This is a genomic window from Amphritea sp. HPY (assembly GCF_050870985.1).
Taxonomy (GTDB): Bacteria; Pseudomonadota; Gammaproteobacteria; order Pseudomonadales; family Balneatricaceae; genus Amphritea.
Map to the genome: position 1 here is coordinate 5,363,846 of NZ_CP194015.1, position 24,005 is coordinate 5,387,850.

The following is a 24,005-nucleotide window of genomic DNA, read 5'->3' on the forward strand; positions in this document are numbered from 1 at the left end:
GTTAGTTCCCGGTATAGATTCCATCAGCTTAAGCCAGCTCTCAAGGGTTAAAAATCAGACTATGTTGACTTCGATGTTAAAGAAGATTTTTGGAAGCAAGAACGATCGTGAACTCAAACGGATGGGGAAGATCGTTAAGCAGATAAATAGTTTTGAGAGTGAGCTGGAAGGTTTGTCTGCTGATGGTCTGAAAGCCAGGACGGCCGAGCTGAAGGGACGTATCGCACAAGGTGAAACACTCGATGCAATTCTTCCCGAAGCGTTTGCCCTGGTCCGGGAAGCGTCGAAGCAGGTAATGGCAATGCGTCACTTCGATGTGCAGATGGTTGGTGGTATCACGCTGCACGATGGCAAAGTCGCAGAGATGCGTACCGGTGAAGGTAAGACGCTGGTAGCAACACTGCCTGTTTACCTGAATGCATTAACCGGACGTGGCGTACACGTAGTAACAGTAAACGATTATCTGGCGAGTCGTGATGCTGAATGGATGCGCCCACTCTATGAAGCCCTGGGGCTGACCGTCGGCGTGGTTTTATCTGGGCAGGAGCCTGAAACTAAACGTGCCGCTTATCAGGCTGATATTACCTACGGTACTAACAACGAATTTGGCTTTGACTACCTGCGCGACAATATGGCGTTCAGCGTAGAAGACAAAGTCCAGCGTGATTTTCATTTTGCGGTAGTCGATGAGGTGGACTCCATCCTTATCGATGAAGCGCGGACTCCGTTGATTATTTCCGGTCCGGCTGAAGACAGCTCAGAAATGTACCGCCAGATGAATACCCTGATACCTTCTCTGCGCCAGTATGATGGCGAGATCGATCCGAAGAGCGAAGAGGAGATCGATGGTGATTTTGCAGTTGATGAAAAGAACCGTAGCGTAGAACTGACCGAACAGGGCCATCAGCGCGTTGAAGAGATGCTGGTTGAGAAAGATATTCTGGGTGAAGGTGAAAGCCTTTACGCACCACAAAACCTGAGCCTGTTACACCATGTGCTGGCAGCTCTGCGTGCGCATAATCTGTTCCAGCGTGATGTCGACTATATTATCCAGGATGACCAGATTGTTATCGTCGATGAGCACACCGGACGGATCATGCCAGGCCGTCGCTGGTCTGAAGGCCTGCATCAGGCGGTTGAAGCCAAAGAAGGCGTGCATATCAATCAGGAAAGCCAGACGCTGGCATCGACTACCTTTCAGAACTACTTCCGCCTCTATGAAACATTGTCCGGTATGACCGGTACTGCGGATACTGAAGCGTTCGAGCTTAATCAGATCTACGGTCTGGATGTGGTTGTTATTCCGACTAACGTGGCCGTTGCCCGGAACGACTATAACGATCTGGTTTTCCTTACTATCGAAGAAAAGTACGAAGCTATCCTGAAAGAGATCGAGCACTGCGTTGCAGAAGAACGTCCGGTATTGGTGGGTACTGCATCGGTAGAATCATCGGAACTGATCTCAGCTTTCCTGAAGAAAAAGAACATCGCGCATAACGTTCTTAATGCTAAGAAGCACGGTATGGAAGCGGGCATTATCTCCGAAGCCGGTCGTGCCAGTGCCGTTACTATCGCAACCAACATGGCGGGTCGTGGTACGGATATCGTATTGGGCGGCAAGCTGGAAGCAGTATTGGAACAGCTCGAAAATCCGACAGAGGCTGAGATTGAGCGGGCTAAAGCTGAATGGCAGAAGCGCCACGATGCGGTGCTCGAAGCCGGTGGTCTGCACATTATCGGTACCGAGCGTCACGAGTCCCGTCGTATCGATAACCAGCTGCGTGGTCGTGCCGGTCGTCAGGGTGATAACGGTTCCTCCCGTTTCTTCCTGTCGCTGGAAGATGATCTGATGCGGATCTTCGCTTCTGAGCGAGTGCGTCAGTTTATGCAGGCGCTGGGTATGGAGAAAGGCGAAGCGATCGAGCATAAGATGGTTTCTAATGCGATCGAAAAGGCGCAGCGTAAAGTTGAAGGCCGCAACTACGATATTCGTAAACAGCTGCTTGAGTATGATGATGTGGCTAACGATCAGCGTCGCGCGGTTTACGATCAGCGTAATGAGCTGATGGCGACCAGTGATATTTCTGAAACTATCGAAGCCGTGCGTACTGAAGTAATCGAAAGCGGTATCAATAACTATATTCAGCCACAGAGCCTTGACGAGCAGTGGGATATTCCCGGTCTGGAAAAGCATATTCAGGCCGAATTCGGTCTGGAAATGCCTATTCAGGAATGGCTGGATAAAGATGACAGCCTGCATGAAGATCTGCTGCGTGAGCGAATTCTGCGGGACATTAACGAAGACTATCAGGCTAAAGAGGCTTTGGTGGGAACTGAAAACATGCGCCTGTTTGAGAAGCAGGTGATGCTGCAGGTACTGGATACGCTGTGGAAAGAGCATCTGCAGTCGATGGACCTGTTGCGTCAGGGTATCCATCTGCGTGGTTATGCACAGAAAAACCCGAAGCAGGAGTACAAGCGCGAATCTTTCATTCTGTTTGAAGAGTTGCTGGAGCACATTAAGACCGACGTGATTAAGATTCTGAGTAACGTGCAGGTGCGTCAGCCGGAAGAGATCGAGGCGATGGAACAGCAACGTCGTGAACAGGCCGAACAGCAGCAGATGAATTTCCGTCACGAGGAAAGCTCAGCGCTGAGCGGACAAGGTAGCGAAGCGGTAGATGGTGAGGCCGAAGAAAGTGGAAAAGCCTCTGAACCTTTTGTCCGTGAGGATAAGAAAGTAGGTCGCAATGAGCCTTGTCCTTGTGGGTCGGGTAAGAAGTACAAACAGTGCCACGGCAAACTTAACTGATAGCCTGATTAAGGTATTGTGATTAAATAAGAAAGCAGCGAAGCTGCTTTCTTTTTTTGTAGAGATTAAAAGGTTTTAAGGAGTCCGTTATGGCGGTAGGTCCAGATACTCTTCCAACACTACATCCGGTGGCGGGATTTCGTTTAGGTACAACGTCTGCCGGTGTTAAAACTCCTGGCCGTAAAGACCTCGTTATAATGGAGTTGACTGCAAACGCGACTGTTGCTGGTGTGTTCACGCTCAATCAATTTTGTGCAGCGCCGGTACAGATCAGCAAGGCGCATCTGGCGAAAGGGATGCCTTCGTACCTATTGATCAATACCGGTAACGCCAATGCCGGTACTGGCAAAGAGGGTTATCAGGATGCACTGACCTGCTGTCAGGCGGTGGCGGACCATGCCGGTATCACAATAGAACAGGTGTTACCTTATTCCACCGGTGTTATCGGTGAAAAGCTGCCGGTCGAGAAGATCACTGCAGCGGTGCCTGCTGCATTTGATGCTTTGACCGAGGATGGCTGGCTGGCGGCAGCGAGCGGTATCACGACAACGGATACCCGGCCAAAAGCCTATTCAGTACAGTTCGAATACCAGGGCGAAGTTATCACCCTGACCGGTATCTCTAAAGGTGCCGGCATGATCAAGCCAAATATGGCGACGATGCTGGCTTACGTTGCTACCGATGTGACCGTTGATGCTACATTGCTACAAAAGATGCTGAAGCGTTCTGCTGATCTGACCTTTAACCGGGTGACGATTGACGGTGATACTTCGACTAACGACTCCTGCATGTTGGTCGCCACTGGGGCCAAGGCACTGCAGGTTAGTGAGTCTGATCAGGCCTTGTTCGAGGCGTTTAATACCGCTTTGGATGAGATAATGCTGGCGCTGGCACAAGCTATCGTGCGTGATGGTGAAGGTGCGACTAAGTTCGTTACGATCAGCGTTGAACAGGCTGCCACCTCTGAGGAAGCGCTGAAGGCGGCTTATGCCGTTGCCCACTCTCCACTGGTCAAAACTGCACTGTTCGCCAGTGACCCTAACTGGGGTCGTATTCTGGCTGCTGTCGGTTATGCCGGTGTTGAAAACCTGGATGTCGATGCGTTGCAGATCTACCTAGGCGATGTTTGTATCGTTGACAATGGTGGCCGGGCTGATAGCTATACAGAAGCTGCCGGGCAGGCAGTGATGGATGAAGAAGATATTCTGATCCGTATCGTGCTGAACCGGGGCGAGCTGTCCGAAACGGTCTGGACAACAGATCTGAGTAAAGACTACGTAGCGATCAATGCAGACTATCGATCTTAAAAAGTGCTGTTAAAGTAAGCGCCTTGTTAAAAGGGCGCTCTCAAAGTAAGTCAGTTCGTAATCTGACACCCTAAGAATAACCTTACCTGCCACGGGGGCTGTTTCATTGTCCAGACTGATTCATGTGGCGGCCGCCGCTATTTTTAATACCCGGGGCCAGCTGTTGCTGGCTTTACGTGATGAGAAGCAGCATCAGGGTGGCCTTTGGGAGTTTCCCGGTGGCAAGGTCGAGGCCAGTGAAGATGTTTGTCAGGCTCTCGCCAGAGAACTGTATGAAGAGCTGGGCATAGAGATCGATCTGGCGGCAACCCGGCCTTTGATTAAAGTGCCGTATCACTACCCGGATAAATCCGTATTACTCGATGTATTCTGCGTCAAGGGCTACTCTGGACAGGCTTATGGCAGGGAAGGGCAGGAAGTGCGCTGGGTTAAACCGGATCAGCTGACGGAGTATCAATTTCCTGCGGCGAACCAGCCTATAGTTAACTCACTGCTACTGCCTCAAACTATCGCTATCACCCCTCAAGTCGTTCTATCTGAGTATTCTGCTATAGCTGAAACTGCTATCGGCAATGGTGCCGATTGGTTGATGTTAAGGGCTAAAAACCTTAGTAGTACGGCTCAGGTGCAACTAGCAGCTCAGTTGAAGCAGCAGCTGTCAGGGCGAGCGGGGTTAGTTCTTAATGGCACTGTCGAGGAGGGTAATCTTGCCGGTATCGATGCCCTGCACCTGAGCTCCGCACGTCTGCAAGATCTACAACAGCGTCAGCAATTTAACGGTCGCTGGTTAGGTGCTTCTTGTCATAACGAAGTACAGCTTGAACGTGCAGTTAGCTTAGGTTTGGATTATGTCACGCTGTCGCCGGTCAAGCATACCAGTAGCCATCCGGAAACACCGGCTTTAGGCTGGCAGGAGTTTGCCCGGCTGGCTAATGCTTATCCTATTCCTGTATATGCGCTGGGTGGGGTTGGCCCGGATGATTTAGCCGATTGCCAAGCGTCCGGAGGTCAGGGTATCGCTGCTATATCGGCTTTTCAGAAAGCAGAACAAACTACCGGGTAATCGTTAGTGTAGCTTTCGATGCCCTGGCATCATTCCGCTTTCCGGATCTTCAAAACTACTGCTGTATTCATTCTCGGTTGGCTCGGTAGGGATCTGATATTCTTCGCTGGCCCAGGCGCCAAGGTCTATCATGCGACAGCGTTCGCTACAGAAGGGGCGGTGCGGGTTGTCCGTTGACCACTCTTGCTTTTGGCCACATTGCGGGCAGGCGATCTTAGGTCTATTCATACGGCGTTACTCAATCAAAGTTATTCGGCTTTGCTGGATTCAAGCAGTAAGCCCAACATATTTGCTTATATTATTAATGTTCCGCTTCCCAGTCCTGCTGCGCCTGTTTGAGAAACTGTTCATGCAGGGCCAGAGCTAAAGGTTGCAGGTCATTTTCACTGCCGCTGTTATCGACCAGGTCATCTGCTTTACCGATCCGTTCGCTGCGTTCCATCTGGGCGGCGATAATGGCTCGGACTTGTTCTTCACTGCTCGAATCACGGGCCATTGTACGCTCGATCTGCTGTGCTTCAGGAGCATCGACAACGATTATATGGTTTACCAGCAGATGCTGGTCCGTTTCCAGCAGCAGGGGGGAACTGAGGATGGTGTAGCGTGAGTCAGACTGCTCGAGCTTTTGCATGATCCGGTCACGAATGATCGGGTGCAACAGCTGTTCCAGCCAGTTTCGTTGTTTCGGCTCGGCAAATACCACCTCACGCAGATAGCGGCGATCTAATGAGCCGTTCTCAAGCAGTGCCTCTGCACCAAAGCGGGTGACGATGCTGCTCAATGCCGACTCGCCAGGTTCAACTACTTCGCGGGCGACCTGATCGGCATCAATGACCAGAATACCGAGTGCTTCAAAGTGACGGGAGAGCGCCGATTTTCCGCTTCCGATACCGCCTGTTAAGCCGACTACAAACATAGTGCTTCCTATTTAATAGCTGTATAACTTTCAAAAATCCCGGCTGATAACCAGGTGCATAGCTTATGGTTTGATTATAACCCGATATAACTCAGATACAGACCGGTAATTTCATGGCCCCAGAGCAGGGCTATCCAACCGGCACCAGCCAGATACGGGCCGAATGGGATAGGCGTTTGCGATCCGTGGCGGGTGAGCGCAATCATAAGCCCGCCTACTATTGCGCCTATAAGCGATGAGCAGAGAATAATCAGCGGCAGCATATCGGCTCCGGCCCAGGCGCCTAAGGCAGCAAGCAGCTTAAAGTCGCCGTAACCCATGCCCTCCTTACCGGTCACCAGCTTAAACAGCCAATACACCGACCACAGCGAGAGGTAGCCCAGGACAGCTCCCCATAAGGCCAGGGGCAGGGTAGTGAATATACCAAAGCTGTTGATGATCAGGCCGAGCCAGAGCAGGGGCAGGGTGATTTTATCGGGCAGTAATTGGTGATCTATATCGATAGCGGTCAGAGCGACCAGACACCAACTGAAAAATACCGCACTCAGCGCAATCAGATTGAAGCCATAGAGGTAAACGATAAGTGCGGAAATAGCCGCCGTCAGCAGTTCTATAACAGGATAGCGAAGTGAAATAGGCGCTGCACAGGAAGAACACTGGCCTCTTAAAAAAAGGTAACTGATAAGCGGGATGTTTTCATACCAGCGAATCCGGTGCTGGCAACCGGGGCAGGTCGAGGCGGGTACCGCAAGATTATAGGGCTGTGTCAGTTCGGGTGAGACCTGTTGATGGCCGGAATCGTCCGTTGCTGCAGCCATAAGCTGAGCCTCAAGCTTCCATTCCCGCTCCATCATTAGCGGGAGGCGGTGGATAACGACATTGAGAAAACTGCCGACCAGCAGTGAAAAAATAAAGGCCAGCCCGACGGCCAGCCAGATGTTAGCGGAAATAGTCTGCAACAGCATCGCAAGCCCTTATTTTTACGAAGAGTGATTACCTGGTATGCAAAGCTTCAGGATCATGATGTAATTCTTTAAACGTTCGTTAAACTACGTTACCCAGCTGGAAGATCGGCAGGTACATTGCGATAACCAGGCCACCGACCAGAACACCCAGTACCGCCATAATCATCGGCTCGATCAGTGTTGATAAATTATCTACCGCATCGTCTACTTCATCTTCATAGAAGCTGGCGACCTTATCCAGCATCATATCTAAGGAGCCCGCTTCTTCACCGATAGCGATCATCTGTGTGGCCATCGGTGGAAAAAGTCCGGTCATAGTGACAGCATTTTGTAGCGACTGGCCAGTGGATACGCCGTTCTTTATCTGATGAATCGCTTTTTCATAGACCACATTGCCGGAAGCGCCTGCAGCGGAATCCAGTGCATCGACAAGAGGTACACCTGCAGCAAAGGTTGTGGCAAGAGTTCTGGAGAAGCGGGCGATGGCTGAATTATGCAGAATCTTGCCGATGATCGGCAGCTTTAATACCGTACGATCGAGAAATTCGCGGAATTTTTGCGACTTTTCATGAGTCTTCTGAAATATGAAACCGCTGGCGATTATGGCTATCAGCGCTATAAACCACCAGTCCTGGGCTATTTCAGACAAGCCTACAACGAAAAGGGTAAATGCGGGCAGGTCGGCACCGAAACTTGAAAAAACGGCCTCAAACTGCGGCACTACTTTGATCAGCAGTATGGCTGATACGATCAGGCCGATGACGATAACTGCGATCGGGTAGGTCATCGCTTTTTTTATCTTTGCCTTTAGTTTCTCCATCTTCTCTTTATAAGAAGCGATTCGGTCGAGCATGGTTTCTAACGCACCGGAGCTTTCGCCGGCGTTGACCAGAGAACAGTACAGGTCGTCGAAATGCTTTGGGTGTCGTTCCAGTGCTTTTGCAAAGCTGGTACCGCCGTTAACGTCGCTTTTCAGGTCGTGGATCACCTGCTTCATTTTGGCCTTTTCAACGCCGTTGGCAACGATCTCGAAGCCCTGCAACAGTGGCACGCCGGATTTCAGCATAGTCGCCATCTGCCGGGTAAACAGCGCTATATCGAGTGGCTTGATCGGTTTGTTATGTGAACTGAACATACTGTGAGTCTGCTTGCGCACTTTCTTGGGCATAATGCCTTGTTTGCGCAGCAGTGCGCGTGCCGTCGAGACGCTTTCCGCATTGATCGAGCCTTTACTGGCGTTGCCACTCTTGTCCTTGCCCTCCCAATTGAAAGTAACGGGCGGCTTTTCACGCTTGGTTTTTTGCTTAACTGTGGCCATCTGATGCGGTTCCGGTAGTCAGGAATAACTTAAGGTTAACGGCAATAAACCAGTTAAATAGAGTTTGGTTATTGAACTTAAATTATATTGAGCTTGTATTATATTGAGCTTGGCCTTGCTGAATCCAGCGTGAGCCACTCATTTTGATGACCATAGTTTAATAACCATAGTCAGGTTTTTATTACCCGATTCATCTCTTCCAGGCTGGTAACGCCCTGGGCAACTTTGAGCAGTCCTGATTTTGCCAGTGGGCGGAAACCCTGTTTTTCTGCAACCTTGATAATATCCAGGGAGTTGCCATTACTCATAATTACCTCCTGGATATCCGGGGTCATCTGCATGGTTTCATAGATGCCGACCCGGCCTTTATAGCCTTTGTTACATTTGTTACAGCCGTCGGGGTTATGCTCAAACAACTGCAATCCTGCATCGATCTGTTGCTGGGTGAAACCCTCTTCAAGCAGGGTGATCTCGGGAATATTTGCCGGTTTCTTACAGGCAGAGCAGAGGCGGCGACCAAGCCGCTGGGCGATAATCAGAGATACAGAAGTCGCAATGTTGAAGGCGGGCACACCCATGTTACGAAGTCGGGTCAGGGTCTCCGGGGCACTGTTTGTGTGCAGGGTAGAGAGTACCATATGACCTGTCTGGGCCGCTTTAATCGCTATTTCTGCGGTTTCGATATCCCGGATCTCACCGACCATCACTACATCGGGGTCTTGACGCAGAAAGGAACGCAGAGCTTCGGCAAAGGTCAGGCCCACCTTGGTATTCACATGTACCTGGTTTATACCCTCAAGGTTGATCTCCACGGGGTCTTCCGCGGTAGATATATTCCGCTCCACGGTGTTGAGTATATTCAGGCCGGTATAGAGGGATACTGTTTTACCACTACCGGTCGGCCCGGTAACCAGAATCATCCCCTGGGGCTTATGCAGGGTTTGCATAAACATCTCTTTCTGGTCGTCTTCATACCCCAGCGCTTCGATACCCATTTTAGCGCTGGTCGGGTCGAGGATACGCAGTACCACTTTCTCGCCCCATAAGGTCGGCAGGGTGTTTACCCGGAAGTCGATAGCACGGTTTTTTGAGATCTTCATCTTGATCCGGCCATCTTGCGGCATACGTCGCTCGGAGATGTCCATCTGCGACATAACTTTAAGACGTGCGCAGAGGCGGGAGGCCAGATTAGACGGGGGTTTAGCCACCTCCTGCAGTATACCGTCGGTACGGCAGCGAATACGGTAGCTTTTTTCGTAAGGCTCGAAATGGATATCTGAGGCGCCGTTCTTAATAGCGTCGAGCAGAATCTTATTGACGAAACGGACGATAGGCGCATCGTTAGCGGCCTCTTCGCCGTTATCTTCCTGAACCTCTTCTACTCCCTCATCGATCTCCAGGTTATCCAGATCGGTATCATCCAACCCGTCCAGAGCCGAGTTCTGATCTTCGAGAAAGCTCTCTATCAGCCGGTTGAGCTTATCCTCTTCGACTATTACCGCTTCAGTAGTGGTGCCAGTATGGAACTTGAATTCGTCAAGCGCCTGGATATTGGTCGGATCGGAAATTGCCACATAGATACGGTTTTCCCGCTTGATCAGGGGCAGCGCATGGTGTTTATTGATCAGTTTCTCATCGACCAGCCCCTGGGGGATCGCATCCGGGTCCAGCACGTCGAGATCAAACAGAGGAATACCGAATTCGTCGGCGGCTGCGGCTGCTGCACGATACGCGCTGACCAGCCGGTTTTCGATAATATGTTTGATAAAGGGCGTATTATCTTTGCGGGCGGTTTTCAGGGCATCCATCGCTACATCGGAGGAAAAAACACCATCATTGACTAACCGACGCGCAAGACCACTCAGCGGCTGAAAAGGTTGCACACTCATCTGTATCCCCTAAAGAAAATCACCTTTGATATCATTCCGAATCTTACTCCGATTTTATCCCGAAGATCGACTCAGGGCATCCTTGTATTGTTATCTATTTGTAAAGTAACATTATTGCGTCGGTTTGAAAATCAACGGGCACTTGCTCTGGGTCACTGGACACCAATATTTGTTAGGCTATTATCGTATCAGGCTTGTATGGAGCATGGATGAAAAGTCGCTAGGCAAGGGAAAGAGTCGTTCGGAGCAGGGATGATGATGAATACTTTACTCGCTGGAGAGTTAACAATGATTAACACAACAAAGAAACAACAAGGTTTTACCCTGATTGAATTGATGATCGTCGTGGCGATTATCGGTATTCTGGCTGCGATTGCGTTGCCGGCTTATCAAAACTATACGAACAAAGCTAAATTTTCTGAAGTAGTTGTTGCAACTTCTGCGGTTAAAACTGCATTCGAAGTAGCATATGCTGAAGAAGGAACTATCGCTTCTGCTGCCGCGAATACAGGAGTTACTTCAGCTGTATCTGATGCAAATGGTCAAGGCGGTTATGTAGCTTCAGTAACAATCACAAGTGGTGGTTTAGTAACTGCTACTTCTCAAAGTATTACTGCGTCTTCCGCTACATATACATTGCAAGCAGGTATCACATCTAACTCTGTCCAGTGGACTAAGGGCGGCTCCTGTGGAACTAACGGCTGGTGTTAATAGCATAATTTTGTAATACGCCATTAAAATTAAACCTCGGTATCTATCCGGGGTTTTTTTTTGCGTGTTATCCTTTTTTCTACTATCCAAATCAGTTGATATCCTGTCTTATCAACACAGTCAGTATCTATAAGTAGAATTAATAAATGAACAAAAAAACAATCTTGATCGCCCTGATCGCTATTACCGCAGCGGTTACTTATTTCCTCTATGAAGAGCCTCTATCTATTGATAAGCGAGCAGTCGTTGAAGCCGACCTTGCAGCACAACCAGACAAATACCCGGCAACGCCGGTATGGTGGTCTGACGGTGGTGTACTGGCGATAGGTATGTTGCCCCGCGATGACGGTGAGAAGCGTCATTACAGCGCAAAAGAGATCTGTAAGATCCTCTGGCGCCACGATATCAATCGTACCGTGGTCGAGGTCTACGATATCCTGAAAATCCAGAAAAGCGATGATTGGGAGATGATCGGTGGCGCCGATTGCCGGCGTAAAAGCGATTAAATATTACTTCTGCCAAGGTCTGCTACCCAAACTGGGTAATCTGATAAAACAGCGTTATTGTTTCCGTTTAGGAAATAATAAGTCAAAAAAAACCGCCCTGCAGGCGGTTTTTCTTTTTCTTAATTCAAGCCTGTCATTCACTGAAAAATTCAGCAAAAACTAACGAATTTATCTAGCCACTGGCAGGAAGGTTTACCTTCCGTTCTGGCAGTCGCGAAGCGACGTTCTGGCTACTTATATAAACCGCATCGAAAGATCAACCGCAGAACAATCCTTAGTCAGCAAACCAATAGAAATATAATCAACCCCGGTCTCGGCAATGCTGCGCAGGGTGTTCTGGTCGATACCGCCGGAAGCTTCGAGCTTGGCCGGGGTGGGGTGCTGCTTGTTCCGCTCCACCGCAAGGCGCAAGCCTGCGTGGTCGAAGTTGTCGAGCATGATGATATCAGCGCCGGCATCCAGTGCCTGTTGCATCTCATCGAAGGATTCGACTTCGACTTCGACCGGCTTACCCGGTTCATTGGTCTTGGCAGTGCTGATCGCGGCCTTGATCGAACCGCAGGCCATGATGTGGTTCTCTTTGATCAGGAACGCGTCGTACAGGCCTATGCGATGGTTGAAACAGCCGCCACAACTTACCGCGTATTTCTGGGCGTTGCGCAGGCCGGGGATAGTCTTGCGGGTATCGAGAATTTTTACGCCGGTACCGGTCACCAGTGAAGCATAGAAAGCGCTGGCCGTAGCGGTGGCAGATAGGGTTTGCAGAAAGTTAAGTGCGCTGCGTTCAGCGGTCAGCAAGGAGCGGGCAGAGCCTGACATCTCGAACAGTGGCTGATCTTCGCTGACGCTGTCGCCATCCTTCACCAGCCAGTTGATCTGGACGCTGTCGTCAACCTGGCGGAACACTTCATTGACCCAGTCAACGCCGCAGATAACAGCATCCTGGCGGCAGATTACCCGTGCCTTTGCCTGCTGCTGCTCCGGTATCAGGCGAGCGGTTATATCGCCATCGCCGATATCTTCGGCAAGAGCGATCCGTACGGTGTTTTCAATGTCCTGCAGCAGTCTGGTGTTGGCCATAGTGTCGGTCTGTCTCTAATCAAAGCAGTAATTAAACAATAGTTAAGCAGAATGTAAGTCGGAAGAGCTTGTATTCAGCTTTGCTTAAAATACGGCTAAATGTTGATCTGGTACGCCGCTTTCAAGCTTCTTGTAGGGAGCCTGGGCGTGCTACTATCGAGGCTCGCTATTTTAGCGGAAAGTGTCGTGACCAGATAGCAAAAATCGGTGCTTTCTTATAGAAGGGTACTGGTTGTAAAGGATATTAGTTGTAAAGGGTATCAGTTGTGAAGGATGTTTATCGCATGGGAATAATGATCAGGGACGGCTGGATTGAAAGTGCAGAGCGCTGCCCGTCGCCGAATCATAATGACCGGCCCGAAACAGCGGTACCTGAGCTTCTGGTGATCCATAATATCAGCCTGCCGCCGAAACGCTTCGGCGGTGGCTATATCCAGCAATTTTTCCAGAATAAGCTGGATCAAGATGCGCACCCTTACTTTGCCGGGATTGCCGGACTGACTGTTTCGGCACATCTGCTGATTCAGCGCGATGGCACACTGATTCAGTTTGTACCTTTTGATAAGCGGGCCTGGCATGCCGGGCAATCGGAGTATTGTGGCAGAACAGAGTGCAATGATTTTTCTATCGGCATCGAGCTTGAAGGTGCCGACGATATACCTTATACCCGGCAGCAGTATGTCAGTTTAGCCGAAGTGACTGCGTCCCTGATCAGGCAATATCCTGAACTTAATGCAGATGCTTTGACCGGCCATAGTGATATTGCGCCGGGGCGCAAGACAGACCCCGGGGATGCTTTTAACTGGAACTATTATCGCGAGCTTTTGAACCTGGAACAGAGAGTACAACCAGACAGCGCTGACCAGAAGGAAATCACATGAAATTTTTAGCATTGATGTTACTGATGATTCTGGGGCGCTTCAGGAGTCGTCCGGCCTGGGCTACAGCCATGGCAAGACGCTATACGGTTACCGGCGAGGGTTGGTTTCAGTGGGGCATGATCATCGTTTATCTGGTGTTTATTGAATACGTGCTGCAACAGTTTGGCTACTGGGGCTATGGCAGTGGTATTTTGCTTATCGAGTTACTGATTCTGTTTATCTACCTGCCGCACTGGTCAGCCTATAATCTGACGGCTGGCTATGCCGAAGACTGGTGCCGGGGGGATTATCAGGCGGCGTATCTGGATGCAGCAACAAGCTTTGATCTGCCTGACCGGGAACCGGTTGATGATGCCCGCAGCGTGCATTATGCGGTGTGCAAGCAGTTTGCCTTTCAGAGCCTGGTATCTTTTTTCCTGTTGCTTTTCTGGTATGCCTGTCTCGGTGTTCCGGGTCTGTTCCTTGGCTTATGGACCGCATGGTGTCTTAATTCCCAAGCTCAGGTTCAGCCTCAGTCTCAGAAGGGGGCCGTAGCAGGGCAGAAGTTCGCTTCTTTACTGCTTTGGTTGCCTTGTCGGTTGCTGGGTTACAGCTTTTTTATCGTCGGTAATGGGCTGGGGGCCTATGACCAGTTGAAAAGTCACGGCAACCGGGATGCAACCAGCGAGCGATGGTTGTTCCATATCGCCTTAGGCGCGATCGGTGAAGACAGTCATCAGCAATACGCTAACCCTAAGGTAATGTCGGATTCCGAGTTCCGTCTTCAGGCCGCCGATGAACTGCAACGGATCACTACACTGGTACGCCGTTCTGCTGTGCTCTGGCTGGTGGTATTCGGCTTACTTACTATGTTGGGAATAGAGAGTCCGTTGCTGTAAATAGAATATGCTTTAGAAACAAAGATGATAGTCATCAGCAATACGACTATGTTAAACCCGGGCAAAAGTAATGTCAGACTCTGAGTTCCGTCTTCAGGCCGCCGATGAACTGCAACGGATCACTACACTGGTACGCCGTTCTGCTGTGCTCTGGCTGGTGGTATTCGGCTTACTTACTATGTTGGGAATAGAGAGTCCGTTGCTGTAAATAGAATATGCTTTAGAAACAAAGATGATAGTCATCAGCAATACGACTATGTTAAACCCGGGCAAAAGTAATGTCAGACTCTGAGTTCCGTCTTCAGGCCGCCGATGAACTGCAACGGATCACTACACTGGTACGCCGTTCTGCTGTGCTCTGGCTGGTGGTATTCGGCTTGCTGACTATGCTGGGTATCGAAAGCCCTTTGCTTTAAGTCCTTTTTTTAGCGGACTCTTGGTATTCGGGCGCCAGACTATCCTTTGTGAGCCTCGTGGCGATTCGCCGCGAGGGCGCGCCTCCTACATGTACCGGTCGTTCTTGCGGAGTGAGAGCATAAACCTGGCGCACAGGAATTTAAGAAGGTTGTAAGCTTTTTCTAGCCACTAGGAATCGAACTTGTTTGATGTTCTGGTAGAAAGGCTTGCCTTTTGTTCTAGCTAGCTGCGCCAGTAGCGGTCTAAAGCTTTTGCGCTGCGTCATTGTTTTACAAATTATGTGGATATTATCTATAACTGATAATGATTTGTATTTATAATACGCAGCACTACATTATCATTAGTTATCTGTTAAGAGCCAATAATGAGCAATCTGCTTGAGATCCGGTCCCTGAGTTGCGGCTACGATAATATCGAGATCGTCGAACAGCTTGATTTTGTTATCGAGCCGGGCGAAATCGCCTGTCTGCTTGGCCCCAGTGGTTGTGGTAAAACCACGGTGCTGCGTGCTATCGCCGGTTTTAACCCGGTGTTGTCCGGTTCTATTCAGAAGCATCAGCACCAGATCTCTTCAACGGAATACACAGTACCGCCGGAGCAGCGGGAGATCGGCGTGGTCTTTCAGGATTACGCGCTGTTTCCACACCTGAGCGTGTTCGATAATATCGCCTTTGGCCTGCATCGTGAGAGTCGTTCTGTACAGCGCTCCCGGGTGGCTGAACTGCTCAAACTGGTTGAGTTGCCGGATATCTCAGAGCGTTACCCTCACGAACTTTCCGGTGGTCAGCAGCAGCGTGTCGCCCTTGCGCGCGCGTTGGCGCCAAAGCCTAAGTTGCTGTTGATGGATGAGCCGTTTTCCAACCTGGATACCGATCTGCGTCGTCAGCTGGCGTTGCAGGTGCGTAGTATCCTTAAAACGCAGAATATTGCCGCGATTATGGTGACCCACGATCAGGAAGAAGCGTTCGCGATCAGTGATAAGATCGGCGTTCTGGCTGACGGCAAGATGCAGCAGTGGGGAACGCCTGCTGAACTGTACTACAATCCCGTTAATCCGATGGTCGCCGGTTTCGTAGGTAAGGGGGAGCTGTACGATGGCAGCTGCCTTAGCGATACCTGTATTAAAACTGAGTTAGGGACTATCGAATTTGCCGAGCCTTTTGGCGCGACACAGGGCCGCGACCTGTCGCTGTTTATACGCCCCACCGATATTCGTCCGAGTATTGAGCGCGGCGATGTGATGGCGACAGTCGAACAGAAGGAGTTTTTAGGCAGTTCGGTGGTGTATCAGCTGAGCTTGCCATCAGGGCGTATGATCGAGTCGGAAATATTCGAGCCGTTGCTGATCGACGTTGGCGCTCAGGTATCCCTGCATATCGCTCCGCACCGGCCTATCGCGTTTAATCTTTAAAGGCTTGTGGGAGCGACGCTGGCATGCCCCTTCGGGTACTCGTCGCGATGTAGCTCTTTGCTACAATCAACTTCTTCGCCGCGGGGCACGCCTCCTACTACATATACCAACTTCTTGTATGAGTCTGTAGGAGTGACGCTGGCATGCCCCTTCGGGTGCTCGTCGCGATGAGTTCTTTGCTACAATCAATTTCTTCGCCGCGGAGGCACCGCCGCCTACTCATAACAATTTGCGGTAAGAGTCTGTGGGAGCGACCCTCGTCGCGATGATTGAGATTAATGACCTATAACAACCCGCAGGGCTGTTATTAGTTGCTGCTTCGTGTGGATGAAATAGTCCTGCTCAGCAATATCACCGGAATAATACCAACCAGTACAATCAGCAGCGCCGCCAGCGAACTTGCTTCAAGCATCTCATCGGATGCAAACTGATAGACGTAGGTGGCCAGAGTGTCGTAATTGAACGGTCGCAAAATCAGGGTCGCTGGCAGCTCTTTCATGCAATCAACAAACACCACCAGGGCGGCGGTCATAATACCGCCTTTGATCAGGGGCAGGTGAACCTTTATCAGCGTCTGCAGTGGGGTGTAGCCCAGTGAGCGGGCTGCCATATCCATACTTTGGGTTACCTTAGACAGGCTGGAATCAACCGAACCTGCGGATACCGCCAGGAAACGTACCACGTAAGCAAAAACCACTGCGAATACTGTACCGCTGAGTAACAGACCTGTGGATATACCAAACATCTGCTCCATCAGGCTATCTACCGCATTATCGAATGCAGCCAGCGGGATAATAACACCAATAGCCAGTACCGCACCGGGCATAGCGTAACCCAGGCTGGAGAACTGCGCAGCAAACTTAAGGCTGCTTCTGTCATGTAGTCTTTTTGAATAGGCCAGCAGCAGCGCGATCAGGATTGTGATAATCGCTGCGCTGCTGGACAGTATAAAGCTGTTGCTGGCATAGCTGATGAAGTCCTCGGTCCAGAGCTGATCGATATTATCGAGTGCATAGTCAGCCAGTACCCAGACAGGAATCAGGAAGCCGGTGATAACCGGAATGGCGCAGAGCAGGGTTGCGCCCCAGGCCTTGAATCCGGAAAGCTGGTAGCCGGTCAGGGTTTTGTAACGATCAGAACTGTGAAACTGGCGCTGCTTAGCTCGTGCCAGTCGTTCCAGCCAGATCAGCATGACCACAAAGATCATCATCATACTGGCGATCTGTGCTGCGCCACCCAGGTTGCCCATGTTAAGCCAGGTGTCGTAGATACCGGCGCTCATGCTCTTAACTGCAAAATAATCCACAGTGCCAAAGTCATTGATGGTTTCCATCGATACCAGTGACAGGCCAACAGCAATGGCGGGCCTGGCGATGGGCAGTGAAACCCTGTAGAAACTCTGAAACGGAGTGCAGCCTAAGGTCCGGCTGGCATCATGAATAGTGGTAGATTGTTCGAGAAACGAGGCGCGGGCCAGCAGATAGACATAAGGGTAAAGCACCATCGCCAGCATCAGTATTGCACCGCCAAGGGTGCGGATATCCGGGAACCAGTAATCTCTGGCACTTTGCCAGCCAAAGAGTTCGCGCAGGGCGATCTGAAGCGGGCCGGAATATTCCAGCAGGTCGGTATAAACGTAGGCGATTACATAGGCGGGAACGGCAAAGGGCAGGAGCAGGGCCCATTCAAAAATACGTCGTCCCGGGAAGCGACACATAGTCACCAGCCAGGCGCCGCAGACACCGGTCGCTACCGCAAGCACCCCCACGCCAATCATTAGCTCAAGGGTGGTGATGATATATACCGGCAGTACGGTATCGGCCAGGTGAGCCCAGATATTCTCTTTTGGGAAAAAGGCCAGATAGAAGACGGAGAGTACCGGCAGTGCTACCATCAGAGCGGTGCTCCAGGTACAGCTATACCAACCCAGCAGATAATTCTTGCGGCGCGGTATCGATGCGGTTACTGCAGTATTCTGTTCCATCATTCTCACAACCAAAAAACGGTAGCGCGAAGACTACCGTTTTCAATACTAATTGTCGATTAAACCCTATAACGTTCGGGTTTAATCGACAGGCTGGCTGGATGATTAGTTATCGAAGCCAACCTTATCAGCCAGACGTGCAGCCTGAGCACGCAGCTCGGCAACCTTCTGCAGGTTGATAGTGTCTTCCTTAAACTCACCCATGTACTGCTCGATCAGCTCAGAACGCTTAGTGCCTGGACGAACCGGGAACTCATAGTTTGCTTCGGCATACATTGCCTGAGCCTGAGCTTCACTGAGGAATTCCATCAGCTTAACAGCGCTATCCGCGTGAGGAGCGTATTTAGTCAGAGCTGCGCCTGAGATGTTCATGTGCGCGCCACGATCAGCCTGGTTAGGGAATACCAGGTTTACAGAGTTAGCCCAGTCTTTCTGTTCCGGGTTCTTCTCGTTGGTGATCATCTTACCGAAGTAGTAAGAGTTACCCAGTGCCAGGTCGCAAACTCCCTCTTTAACCGCTTTAACCTGTGCCCGGTCGTTACCTTGTGGTTTACGCGCCAGGTTAGCCTTCAGGCCTTCAAGCCATTGTTCAGCTTGTGCTTCACCGTGGTGAGCGATCATAGAACCAACCAGAGACAGGTTGTAGGAGTGCTTGCCGCTACGGGTACAGATACGACCTTTCCACTTAGGGTCAGCCAGGTCTTCATAAGTTGCAAACTCGCCCTCTTGAACGCGATCTTTAGACGCGTAAACCAGACGGGTGCGAGCGGTCAGGCCGAACCAGTGATCAGCTGGATCACGGAATTGAGCCGGGATATTCTTTTCCAGTACATCGCTCTGTACCGGCTGAGTCAGGCCTTTAGCCACAACATCGTACAGTGGGCCGATATCGGAGGTCAGTACGATATCTGCAGGAGAGTTCTTGCCTTCGTTTTCCAGACGCTCAATCAGGCCCTTCTTAGCGAATACTACGTTGGTTTTGATGCCGGTCTTTTCAGTGAAAGCATCCAACATAGGCTGAATCAGGAACTGTTGGCGGTAAGAGTAGATATTTACTTCTTCGCTGGCTTGTACAGATGTAACTGCAATAGTCAGTGGCAGGGCGGCGAAAGCCAGTTTTTTAAAAGTATTGCGCATTGTTAGTATCCTGATCGGTCTGAGTTCGGGAACGAAATCATACATAGAATATGAATGCGAAGTATTCTCATTAATATTTAACTGCTTGTCAATACAAATGAGTATGATTCTCAGTTGTATTGATGCAGATCATATTTTCCCCGCTGTTTGAGTTAGCTGATACAGGGGCTATCGCCGAGTATCTATAAAGGTAGAACGTTGCCACAGATGAAAGTCAGTCAGGGATCAGTCAGACAGGAAACAACCGTGCCAGGATAACCGGTACTGCATTTTCTACCCGCAGTATCCGGTTGCCGAGATGAATGGATTCGAAACCGGTTTGGTTGAGTTTTTCGACTTCATAGGGAATAAATCCGCCTTCCGGGCCGATGGCTATGGTGGTAGCGACGTTCTCGGCGGGAGGACAGGACGTTGCGTCATAGGGGTGTGCGACCAGCGCCCGGGTGCCTGCAGCGATGGCGGGCAGCTCATCTTCGACAAAAGGTTTGAAGCGTTTACGCAGATGTATCTCTGGCAGAACGGTATCACCCGCCTGCTCCAGGCCTAACAATAGTTGTTCATGGATTTTCTCAGGGCTGAGCAGGGGGGATGACCAGTAGCTTTTATCGACCTTATAGGCGTTGACCAGATACAGCTGCTTTACCCCCATGCTGGTAATTGTTTGCAGGGTTCGCTTGAGCATTTTAGGTCGCGGCAGGGCCAGAATCATAGTGGCTGCTAACGGTGCAGGTGGTTGCTGCTGCAGATCGACAGTCAGGGAAATACCTGAATCTGTAAGCTCAGTCACTGTGCCCTGACCAATTAAACCGTCAAGTGAGCCTACTTTTAAAGTGTCGCCGGGCGTCGGTTGATGGATATCGCGGATATGATAAAAACGTCGGTCTGAGATCTGTACCCGGCTATCGGCGATAAAGTCAGATTCAAACAGCAGGATTAGATTCATTACAGAGCCGATGTTAATAAAAGGAGGCCATTCTAATGCAGTGCAAACCTGGCCGCCAGCAGCCAGGCTAGTGCTGATAGTTAGTTGCTTAATCGTCCTGTATTTTTTTTAATCGGTAAGCCAGCGCCGGTCGGGTCAGTCCCAGTTTCCTGGCTGCCTTAGAGACATTACCATTGGTCTGCTCCATCGCCCTATCGATCAGTTCCCGTTCCAGTTGTTCGAGGCTGAAATCCTGGCTCAGTAACTGATCTACCGATGCTGGTTCATGGCCAGTAGTTTCGGGTTCCTCTGATAACAGGCCCTTACCGTTGATGATATTCAGTGGATGGGAGGGCTCAGATAATGAGGGAAAGAAGCTGGTCATACCAATAGTCTGATTATTGTCGGTGAGAATAACCCCGCGTTCGATCATATTTTCCAGCTCGCGGATGTTACCTGGCCACTTATACTGCATCAGCGCCAGCATCGCTTTATCAGAGATGCCGCCGGTTTTTTTGTTGTATAAGGCGCAATATTTTTTCAGGAAATGTTCTGCCAACAGGGGGATATCTTCAGTACGATCCCTTAATGGGGGAATATGCACAGGGTAAACATTTAACCGGTAGAACAGGTCGGCGCGGAAACGATTATCCTTTACCGCCTGTTCCAGGTCTTCGTTCGCTGCGGCAACAACCCGCACATCGATGCGCCGGGTTTTCGTATCGCCAACCCGTTCCAGTTCACTTTCCTGTAATACACGCAGTAGCGTCGCCTGAGCCCGGGGGCTGAGTTCTATCACTTCATCGAGGAAAATAGTGCCCCGGTTAGCCCGTTCAAATTTACCTTCGCGGGACTGAGTGGCACCGGTATAGGCGCCTTTCTCGACACCGAACAGCTCGGCTTCAATCAGATCCGGTGGGATGCAGGCACAGTTGACCGCTACAAAAGGTTTATCAGCCCGATCGCTGCTGGTATGCAGGCCGCGGGCGACTACCTCTTTACCAACACCGGTTTCGCCCTGCAGCAGCACGGTTACTTTGCTTTTGGCGGCTTTACTGATCAGGTGACAGATATTTTTGAATGCACCGGAGTGACCAACACTGTTGAACAGCAGGTCTTCATCGGCTTCGTTGCTGCGGAACTGGTTTTTCAGAACGGTGACTTCACTTTGCAGTTCCAGCAACTGTTCGATCATCGGGTCCGGTAACAGGTATTTCTCGGTTTCTTCGCAGTCATCCCACTCTTCTGCAGGTCTGCCGATGATATGGCAGTGCTCCTCTCCGGTACCGGCGCACTGGGTTTCCTTAAACAGGATCTGGCGATTCATGTAGTAGGTTGAAAATCCGCTGGCATAGCCGATCAAGGTCCAGCATACCGGCATTTCCGAGTTGCCATAGCTAGCCAGGTGGGCTTCAACTTCGTGGGAGTTGTACCAGTCAAATTCAGCAAAGAAATGGCCGCTTTCGACGTTAAAGTCCAGTGCCTTTGGTACGACTTTAACCATCCCTTTGATCGCATGCAGTTGCGGACCCACCATAAAAGCTTCTTCGTGGGTCATATCCGGCCGGATTTTTTTAGCCAGTTCTGCATCACGCCAACCGGTATGGTAACCAAAGCGCATCAGGAACCCTTTGGCTCTTTCGATACCCATGGTCTGAATCAGTTCTTTACGCAGCAGCCCCATAACCGCGGAGTGGATAAGTAGCATCCGTTGTTCTTCAAGCCAGATCTTACCTTCATGACTTTCAAAGTGAATCTGTTTTAACAGGTCCTGAGTATCGGGCAGTGCAAGAGTATTTTCAGTCATCTTATTCTTTTAATTTTTTTGATTAACAGTGAAAAGCTTACTTATTGTGGCGGTATTTATGTCTAAATAACAACCGAATTTTACTGAGAACAACAAATCCATATTGAAAAATTGAATCATAAAATTAACTTTTTCATTCAATTTTAATGATTTCATTATATTTCGTTGCATCGCTGATCAGCGCTTTCTGCGACCAGTAAAACCTTCCTTCTCCTTTTTTATTAAAATTTAAACAACTACTAATCAATAGGTTAGGTGTTTTTTTGGGTTGGGTTTTATATTGCCTTTGGCTAGCTGGCATAACCATTGCTCTGTCTATATTGATCAAACCTTAATTCACAGGAGGCCACCATGGTGGATGTACAACTGCATACCCGCAGCGAAAAACAGGATAAGCCTGTGTTCGAGCAGCTTACCAAATACGTCAGGGTACGCAGCTCCGGGAATTCACGTTTTGTTGAGTTTGATTTTGCTATTGGCGATCCGAGCCTGTTTGTCGAGCTGATTATGCCGCAGGGCGCGTTCGACCATTTCTGTAAAGCCAATGATGTTGTCTATATGACAGAAGATCAGCAGTTGGCGGTCGATGCCGAGATGGAAAAATGGCGCTACGGCGAAGAGACACTGATGGCAAAAAATCACGGTTAACGGGCTGTTAACTGAGGCTTTGACAATAACAACAACGACCCTGACAAGTTGGGATAAAGCAGATGACCATTGAGATAAAAACAGCAACGCTGGAACCGGTACGCAATACCTTTGCTCATATTGAACGTCGCTTTGGCGACAAGCCAGCAACACGCTATCAGGAAGCGACTTACGATGTGGCATCGGAAGTTAACTTTCACTATCGCCCACTGTGGCAGCCGGAATATGAACTGAATGACACCGGGCGTACCGCCATTGTGATGCAGGACTGGTATGCCTTTAAAGATCCGCGTCAGTTCTACTACGGCACTTATGTTCAGATGCGTGCCAAGCAGCAGGAGATCGCCGAAAGCAACTATAGCTTCTTTGAAAAGCGAGACCTGGCGCGTCTGATTCCTCAAGAGATTCAGCAGAAAGTTATCCGCTTGCTGTTGCCCCTGCGCCACGTTGAGCAGGCAGCGAATCTGAATAATGTCTACGGCAGTTCATTGGGCTATGGCACGGCGATTACTCAGGCGCTGCTGTACAACGGTATGGACCGTCTGGGTAATGCCCAGTACCTGTCACGAATCGGCCTGATTCTGGATGGTAATAGTAGCGATTCACTAGCCGAAGCCAAGCGTTACTGGATGGATGATGTTGTATGGCAGGGGCTGCGAGCTTACTGCGAAGCAAATATCTGCGTTGAAGATTGGTTTGAATCTTTTGTCGCTCAGGACGTGGTGCTTGATGCCCTTATCTATGAGCTGGTTTACCTGCAGTTCGATCAGTGGCTGGCGGATAACGGTGGTCAGGATATCAGCATGCTGACCGAATTTATCCAGAACTGGAACAAAGATACCAATCGCTGGATCGATGCTGTTGTTAAAACCGCAACCGCCGAGTCCGATGCTAATAAACAGCAGTTGGAACAGTGGATCAGCCGCTGGAAAGGTAAAGCCATTGAAGCTTTAGCGCCGCTGGCGGAAGAGATGGTCGATGCTGATGCGCTGAACAACGCGGTGGCTGCGCTGGATAAGCGTTTGAACAAAGCCGGCCTGTTTAAGTAAGGCTGCTGGTAATAAGAACAAGGATTACAACAATGTCAAAAGTATATATCGCACTCCAGGATAACGACGAATCCCGCTATATCGTGGAAGCTATCGAAGATAGCAATCCGGATGCAACCGTTATCCATATGCCGGCCATGATCCGTATCGAGCGGGAAGGCAGGTTGGTTATTGAACGTGAAATAGTGGAAGAGAAGATGGGGCGTGACTGGGATGTGCAGGAGCTGCATATCAACCTGATCACCCTCGGTGGCAATGTAGATGAAGATGACGACCAGTTCGTTCTCGAGTGGAAACTGTAGGG

Annotated in this window: 23 protein-coding genes; 13 read left to right on the top strand and 10 right to left on the bottom strand. The window is 50.1% G+C overall.

The features are described 5' to 3' along the window. Positions 1 to 61 precede the first annotated feature (61 nt). The 3 genes from secA (at position 62) to ACQUQM_RS23965 (ending at position 5,182) form a co-directional block, all read left to right on the top strand. A complete protein-coding gene (gene secA / locus ACQUQM_RS23955) occupies positions 62 to 2,812 on the top strand; it encodes a preprotein translocase subunit SecA (protein WP_432472376.1) in 2,751 nt (916 codons plus the stop codon). A gap of 89 nt (positions 2,813 to 2,901) precedes the next feature. Further along, a complete protein-coding gene (gene argJ / locus ACQUQM_RS23960; RefSeq protein ID WP_432472377.1) occupies positions 2,902 to 4,119 on the top strand; it encodes a bifunctional glutamate N-acetyltransferase/amino-acid acetyltransferase ArgJ in 1,218 nt (405 codons plus the stop codon). 106 nt (positions 4,120 to 4,225) lie between these two features. Further along, entirely contained in the window at positions 4,226 to 5,182 is a 957-nt protein-coding gene (locus ACQUQM_RS23965; protein ID WP_432472378.1) for a Nudix family hydrolase, read from the top strand. 3 nt (positions 5,183 to 5,185) lie between these two features. Here ACQUQM_RS23965 and ACQUQM_RS23970 read toward each other — a convergent pair whose 3' ends face one another. The 5 genes from ACQUQM_RS23970 to pilB all read right to left on the bottom strand — a co-directional run bounded on the left by ACQUQM_RS23970 (position 5,186) and on the right by pilB (position 10,270). Further along, a complete protein-coding gene (locus ACQUQM_RS23970) occupies positions 5,186 to 5,410 on the bottom strand; it encodes a DNA gyrase inhibitor YacG (RefSeq protein ID WP_432472379.1) in 225 nt (74 codons plus the stop codon). Positions 5,411 to 5,483: 73 nt separating this feature from the next. Next, positions 5,484 to 6,098 carry a dephospho-CoA kinase gene (coaE, locus tag ACQUQM_RS23975; RefSeq protein ID WP_432472380.1) on the bottom strand — a complete coding sequence of 205 codons (615 nt, stop codon included), beginning with the start codon at positions 6,096 to 6,098 and terminating at the stop codon, positions 5,484 to 5,486. A gap of 74 nt (positions 6,099 to 6,172) precedes the next feature. After that, entirely contained in the window at positions 6,173 to 7,063 is an 891-nt protein-coding gene (locus ACQUQM_RS23980; RefSeq protein ID WP_432472381.1) for a prepilin peptidase, read from the bottom strand. 79 nt (positions 7,064 to 7,142) lie between these two features. Continuing rightward, a complete protein-coding gene (locus tag ACQUQM_RS23985; RefSeq protein ID WP_432472382.1) occupies positions 7,143 to 8,381 on the bottom strand; it encodes a type II secretion system F family protein in 1,239 nt (412 codons plus the stop codon). Between the two features lie 170 nt (positions 8,382 to 8,551). After that, complete coding sequence (pilB, locus tag ACQUQM_RS23990) at positions 8,552 to 10,270, bottom strand: type IV-A pilus assembly ATPase PilB (RefSeq protein WP_432472383.1); 1,719 nt, start codon at positions 10,268 to 10,270, stop codon at positions 8,552 to 8,554. Between the two features lie 252 nt (positions 10,271 to 10,522). On the opposite strand from pilB, the gene ACQUQM_RS23995 reads away from it, so the two are divergent. Next, on the top strand, positions 10,523 to 10,981 hold the full coding sequence (locus ACQUQM_RS23995; RefSeq protein WP_432472384.1) for a pilin: 459 nt from the start codon (positions 10,523 to 10,525) through the stop codon (positions 10,979 to 10,981). Between the two features lie 146 nt (positions 10,982 to 11,127). Beyond that, positions 11,128 to 11,487, top strand: coding sequence for a hypothetical protein (locus ACQUQM_RS24000; RefSeq protein ID WP_432472385.1), 360 nt, complete (start codon positions 11,128 to 11,130; stop codon positions 11,485 to 11,487). A 234-nt stretch (positions 11,488 to 11,721) separates the two neighbouring features. Here ACQUQM_RS24000 and nadC read toward each other — a convergent pair whose 3' ends face one another. Further along, complete coding sequence (nadC, locus tag ACQUQM_RS24005) at positions 11,722 to 12,567, bottom strand: carboxylating nicotinate-nucleotide diphosphorylase (RefSeq protein WP_432472386.1); 846 nt, start codon at positions 12,565 to 12,567, stop codon at positions 11,722 to 11,724. 266 nt (positions 12,568 to 12,833) lie between these two features. Here nadC and ampD point away from each other — a divergent pair, with 266 nt between their 5' ends. From ampD to ACQUQM_RS24030, 5 genes are all read left to right on the top strand, one after another. Continuing rightward, the gene (ampD, locus tag ACQUQM_RS24010) at positions 12,834 to 13,448 is read left to right on the top strand and encodes a 1,6-anhydro-N-acetylmuramyl-L-alanine amidase AmpD (RefSeq protein WP_432472387.1); all 615 of its coding nucleotides are present in this window, start codon (positions 12,834 to 12,836) and stop codon (positions 13,446 to 13,448) included. Next, a complete protein-coding gene (locus ACQUQM_RS24015) occupies positions 13,445 to 14,326 on the top strand; it encodes a hypothetical protein (protein WP_432472388.1) in 882 nt (293 codons plus the stop codon). Before ampD ends, ACQUQM_RS24015 begins: the two co-directional genes overlap by 4 nt. 70 nt (positions 14,327 to 14,396) lie before the next feature. Beyond that, positions 14,397 to 14,534 carry a hypothetical protein gene (locus tag ACQUQM_RS24020; protein ID WP_432472389.1) on the top strand — a complete coding sequence of 46 codons (138 nt, stop codon included), beginning with the start codon at positions 14,397 to 14,399 and terminating at the stop codon, positions 14,532 to 14,534. A 70-nt stretch (positions 14,535 to 14,604) separates the two neighbouring features. Further along, a complete protein-coding gene (locus ACQUQM_RS24025) occupies positions 14,605 to 14,742 on the top strand; it encodes a hypothetical protein (RefSeq protein WP_432472389.1) in 138 nt (45 codons plus the stop codon). A gap of 365 nt (positions 14,743 to 15,107) precedes the next feature. Further along, positions 15,108 to 16,154 (top strand): ABC transporter ATP-binding protein, encoded by a 1,047-nt coding sequence (locus ACQUQM_RS24030; protein WP_432472390.1) that lies wholly within the window; start codon positions 15,108 to 15,110, stop codon positions 16,152 to 16,154. Between the two features lie 307 nt (positions 16,155 to 16,461). Here ACQUQM_RS24030 and ACQUQM_RS24035 read toward each other — a convergent pair whose 3' ends face one another. The 4 genes from ACQUQM_RS24035 to ACQUQM_RS24050 form a co-directional block, all read right to left on the bottom strand. Beyond that, positions 16,462 to 18,141: an ABC transporter permease gene (locus ACQUQM_RS24035; protein ID WP_432472391.1), complete on the bottom strand. Its 1,680-nt coding sequence runs from the start codon at positions 18,139 to 18,141 to the stop codon at positions 16,462 to 16,464. Between the two features lie 102 nt (positions 18,142 to 18,243). Further along, positions 18,244 to 19,275, bottom strand: a complete 1,032-nt coding sequence (locus ACQUQM_RS24040; protein ID WP_432472392.1) for a Fe(3+) ABC transporter substrate-binding protein — start codon at positions 19,273 to 19,275, stop codon at positions 18,244 to 18,246. A gap of 229 nt (positions 19,276 to 19,504) precedes the next feature. Further along, complete coding sequence (locus ACQUQM_RS24045) at positions 19,505 to 20,218, bottom strand: 16S rRNA (uracil(1498)-N(3))-methyltransferase (protein WP_432472393.1); 714 nt, start codon at positions 20,216 to 20,218, stop codon at positions 19,505 to 19,507. An 88-nt stretch (positions 20,219 to 20,306) separates the two neighbouring features. Continuing rightward, positions 20,307 to 22,004: a sigma 54-interacting transcriptional regulator gene (locus tag ACQUQM_RS24050; RefSeq protein WP_432472394.1), complete on the bottom strand. Its 1,698-nt coding sequence runs from the start codon at positions 22,002 to 22,004 to the stop codon at positions 20,307 to 20,309. 351 nt (positions 22,005 to 22,355) lie between these two features. Here ACQUQM_RS24050 and ACQUQM_RS24055 point away from each other — a divergent pair, with 351 nt between their 5' ends. The 3 genes from ACQUQM_RS24055 (at position 22,356) to ACQUQM_RS24065 (ending at position 24,003) form a co-directional block, all read left to right on the top strand. Continuing rightward, a complete protein-coding gene (locus ACQUQM_RS24055; protein ID WP_432472395.1) occupies positions 22,356 to 22,652 on the top strand; it encodes a phenol hydroxylase subunit in 297 nt (98 codons plus the stop codon). Between the two features lie 62 nt (positions 22,653 to 22,714). After that, on the top strand, positions 22,715 to 23,701 hold the full coding sequence (locus ACQUQM_RS24060; RefSeq protein ID WP_432472396.1) for an aromatic/alkene monooxygenase hydroxylase subunit beta: 987 nt from the start codon (positions 22,715 to 22,717) through the stop codon (positions 23,699 to 23,701). Positions 23,702 to 23,733: 32 nt separating this feature from the next. Beyond that, positions 23,734 to 24,003 carry an MmoB/DmpM family protein gene (locus ACQUQM_RS24065; RefSeq protein WP_432472397.1) on the top strand — a complete coding sequence of 90 codons (270 nt, stop codon included), beginning with the start codon at positions 23,734 to 23,736 and terminating at the stop codon, positions 24,001 to 24,003. The last annotated feature ends 2 nt before the right edge of the window (positions 24,004 to 24,005 follow it).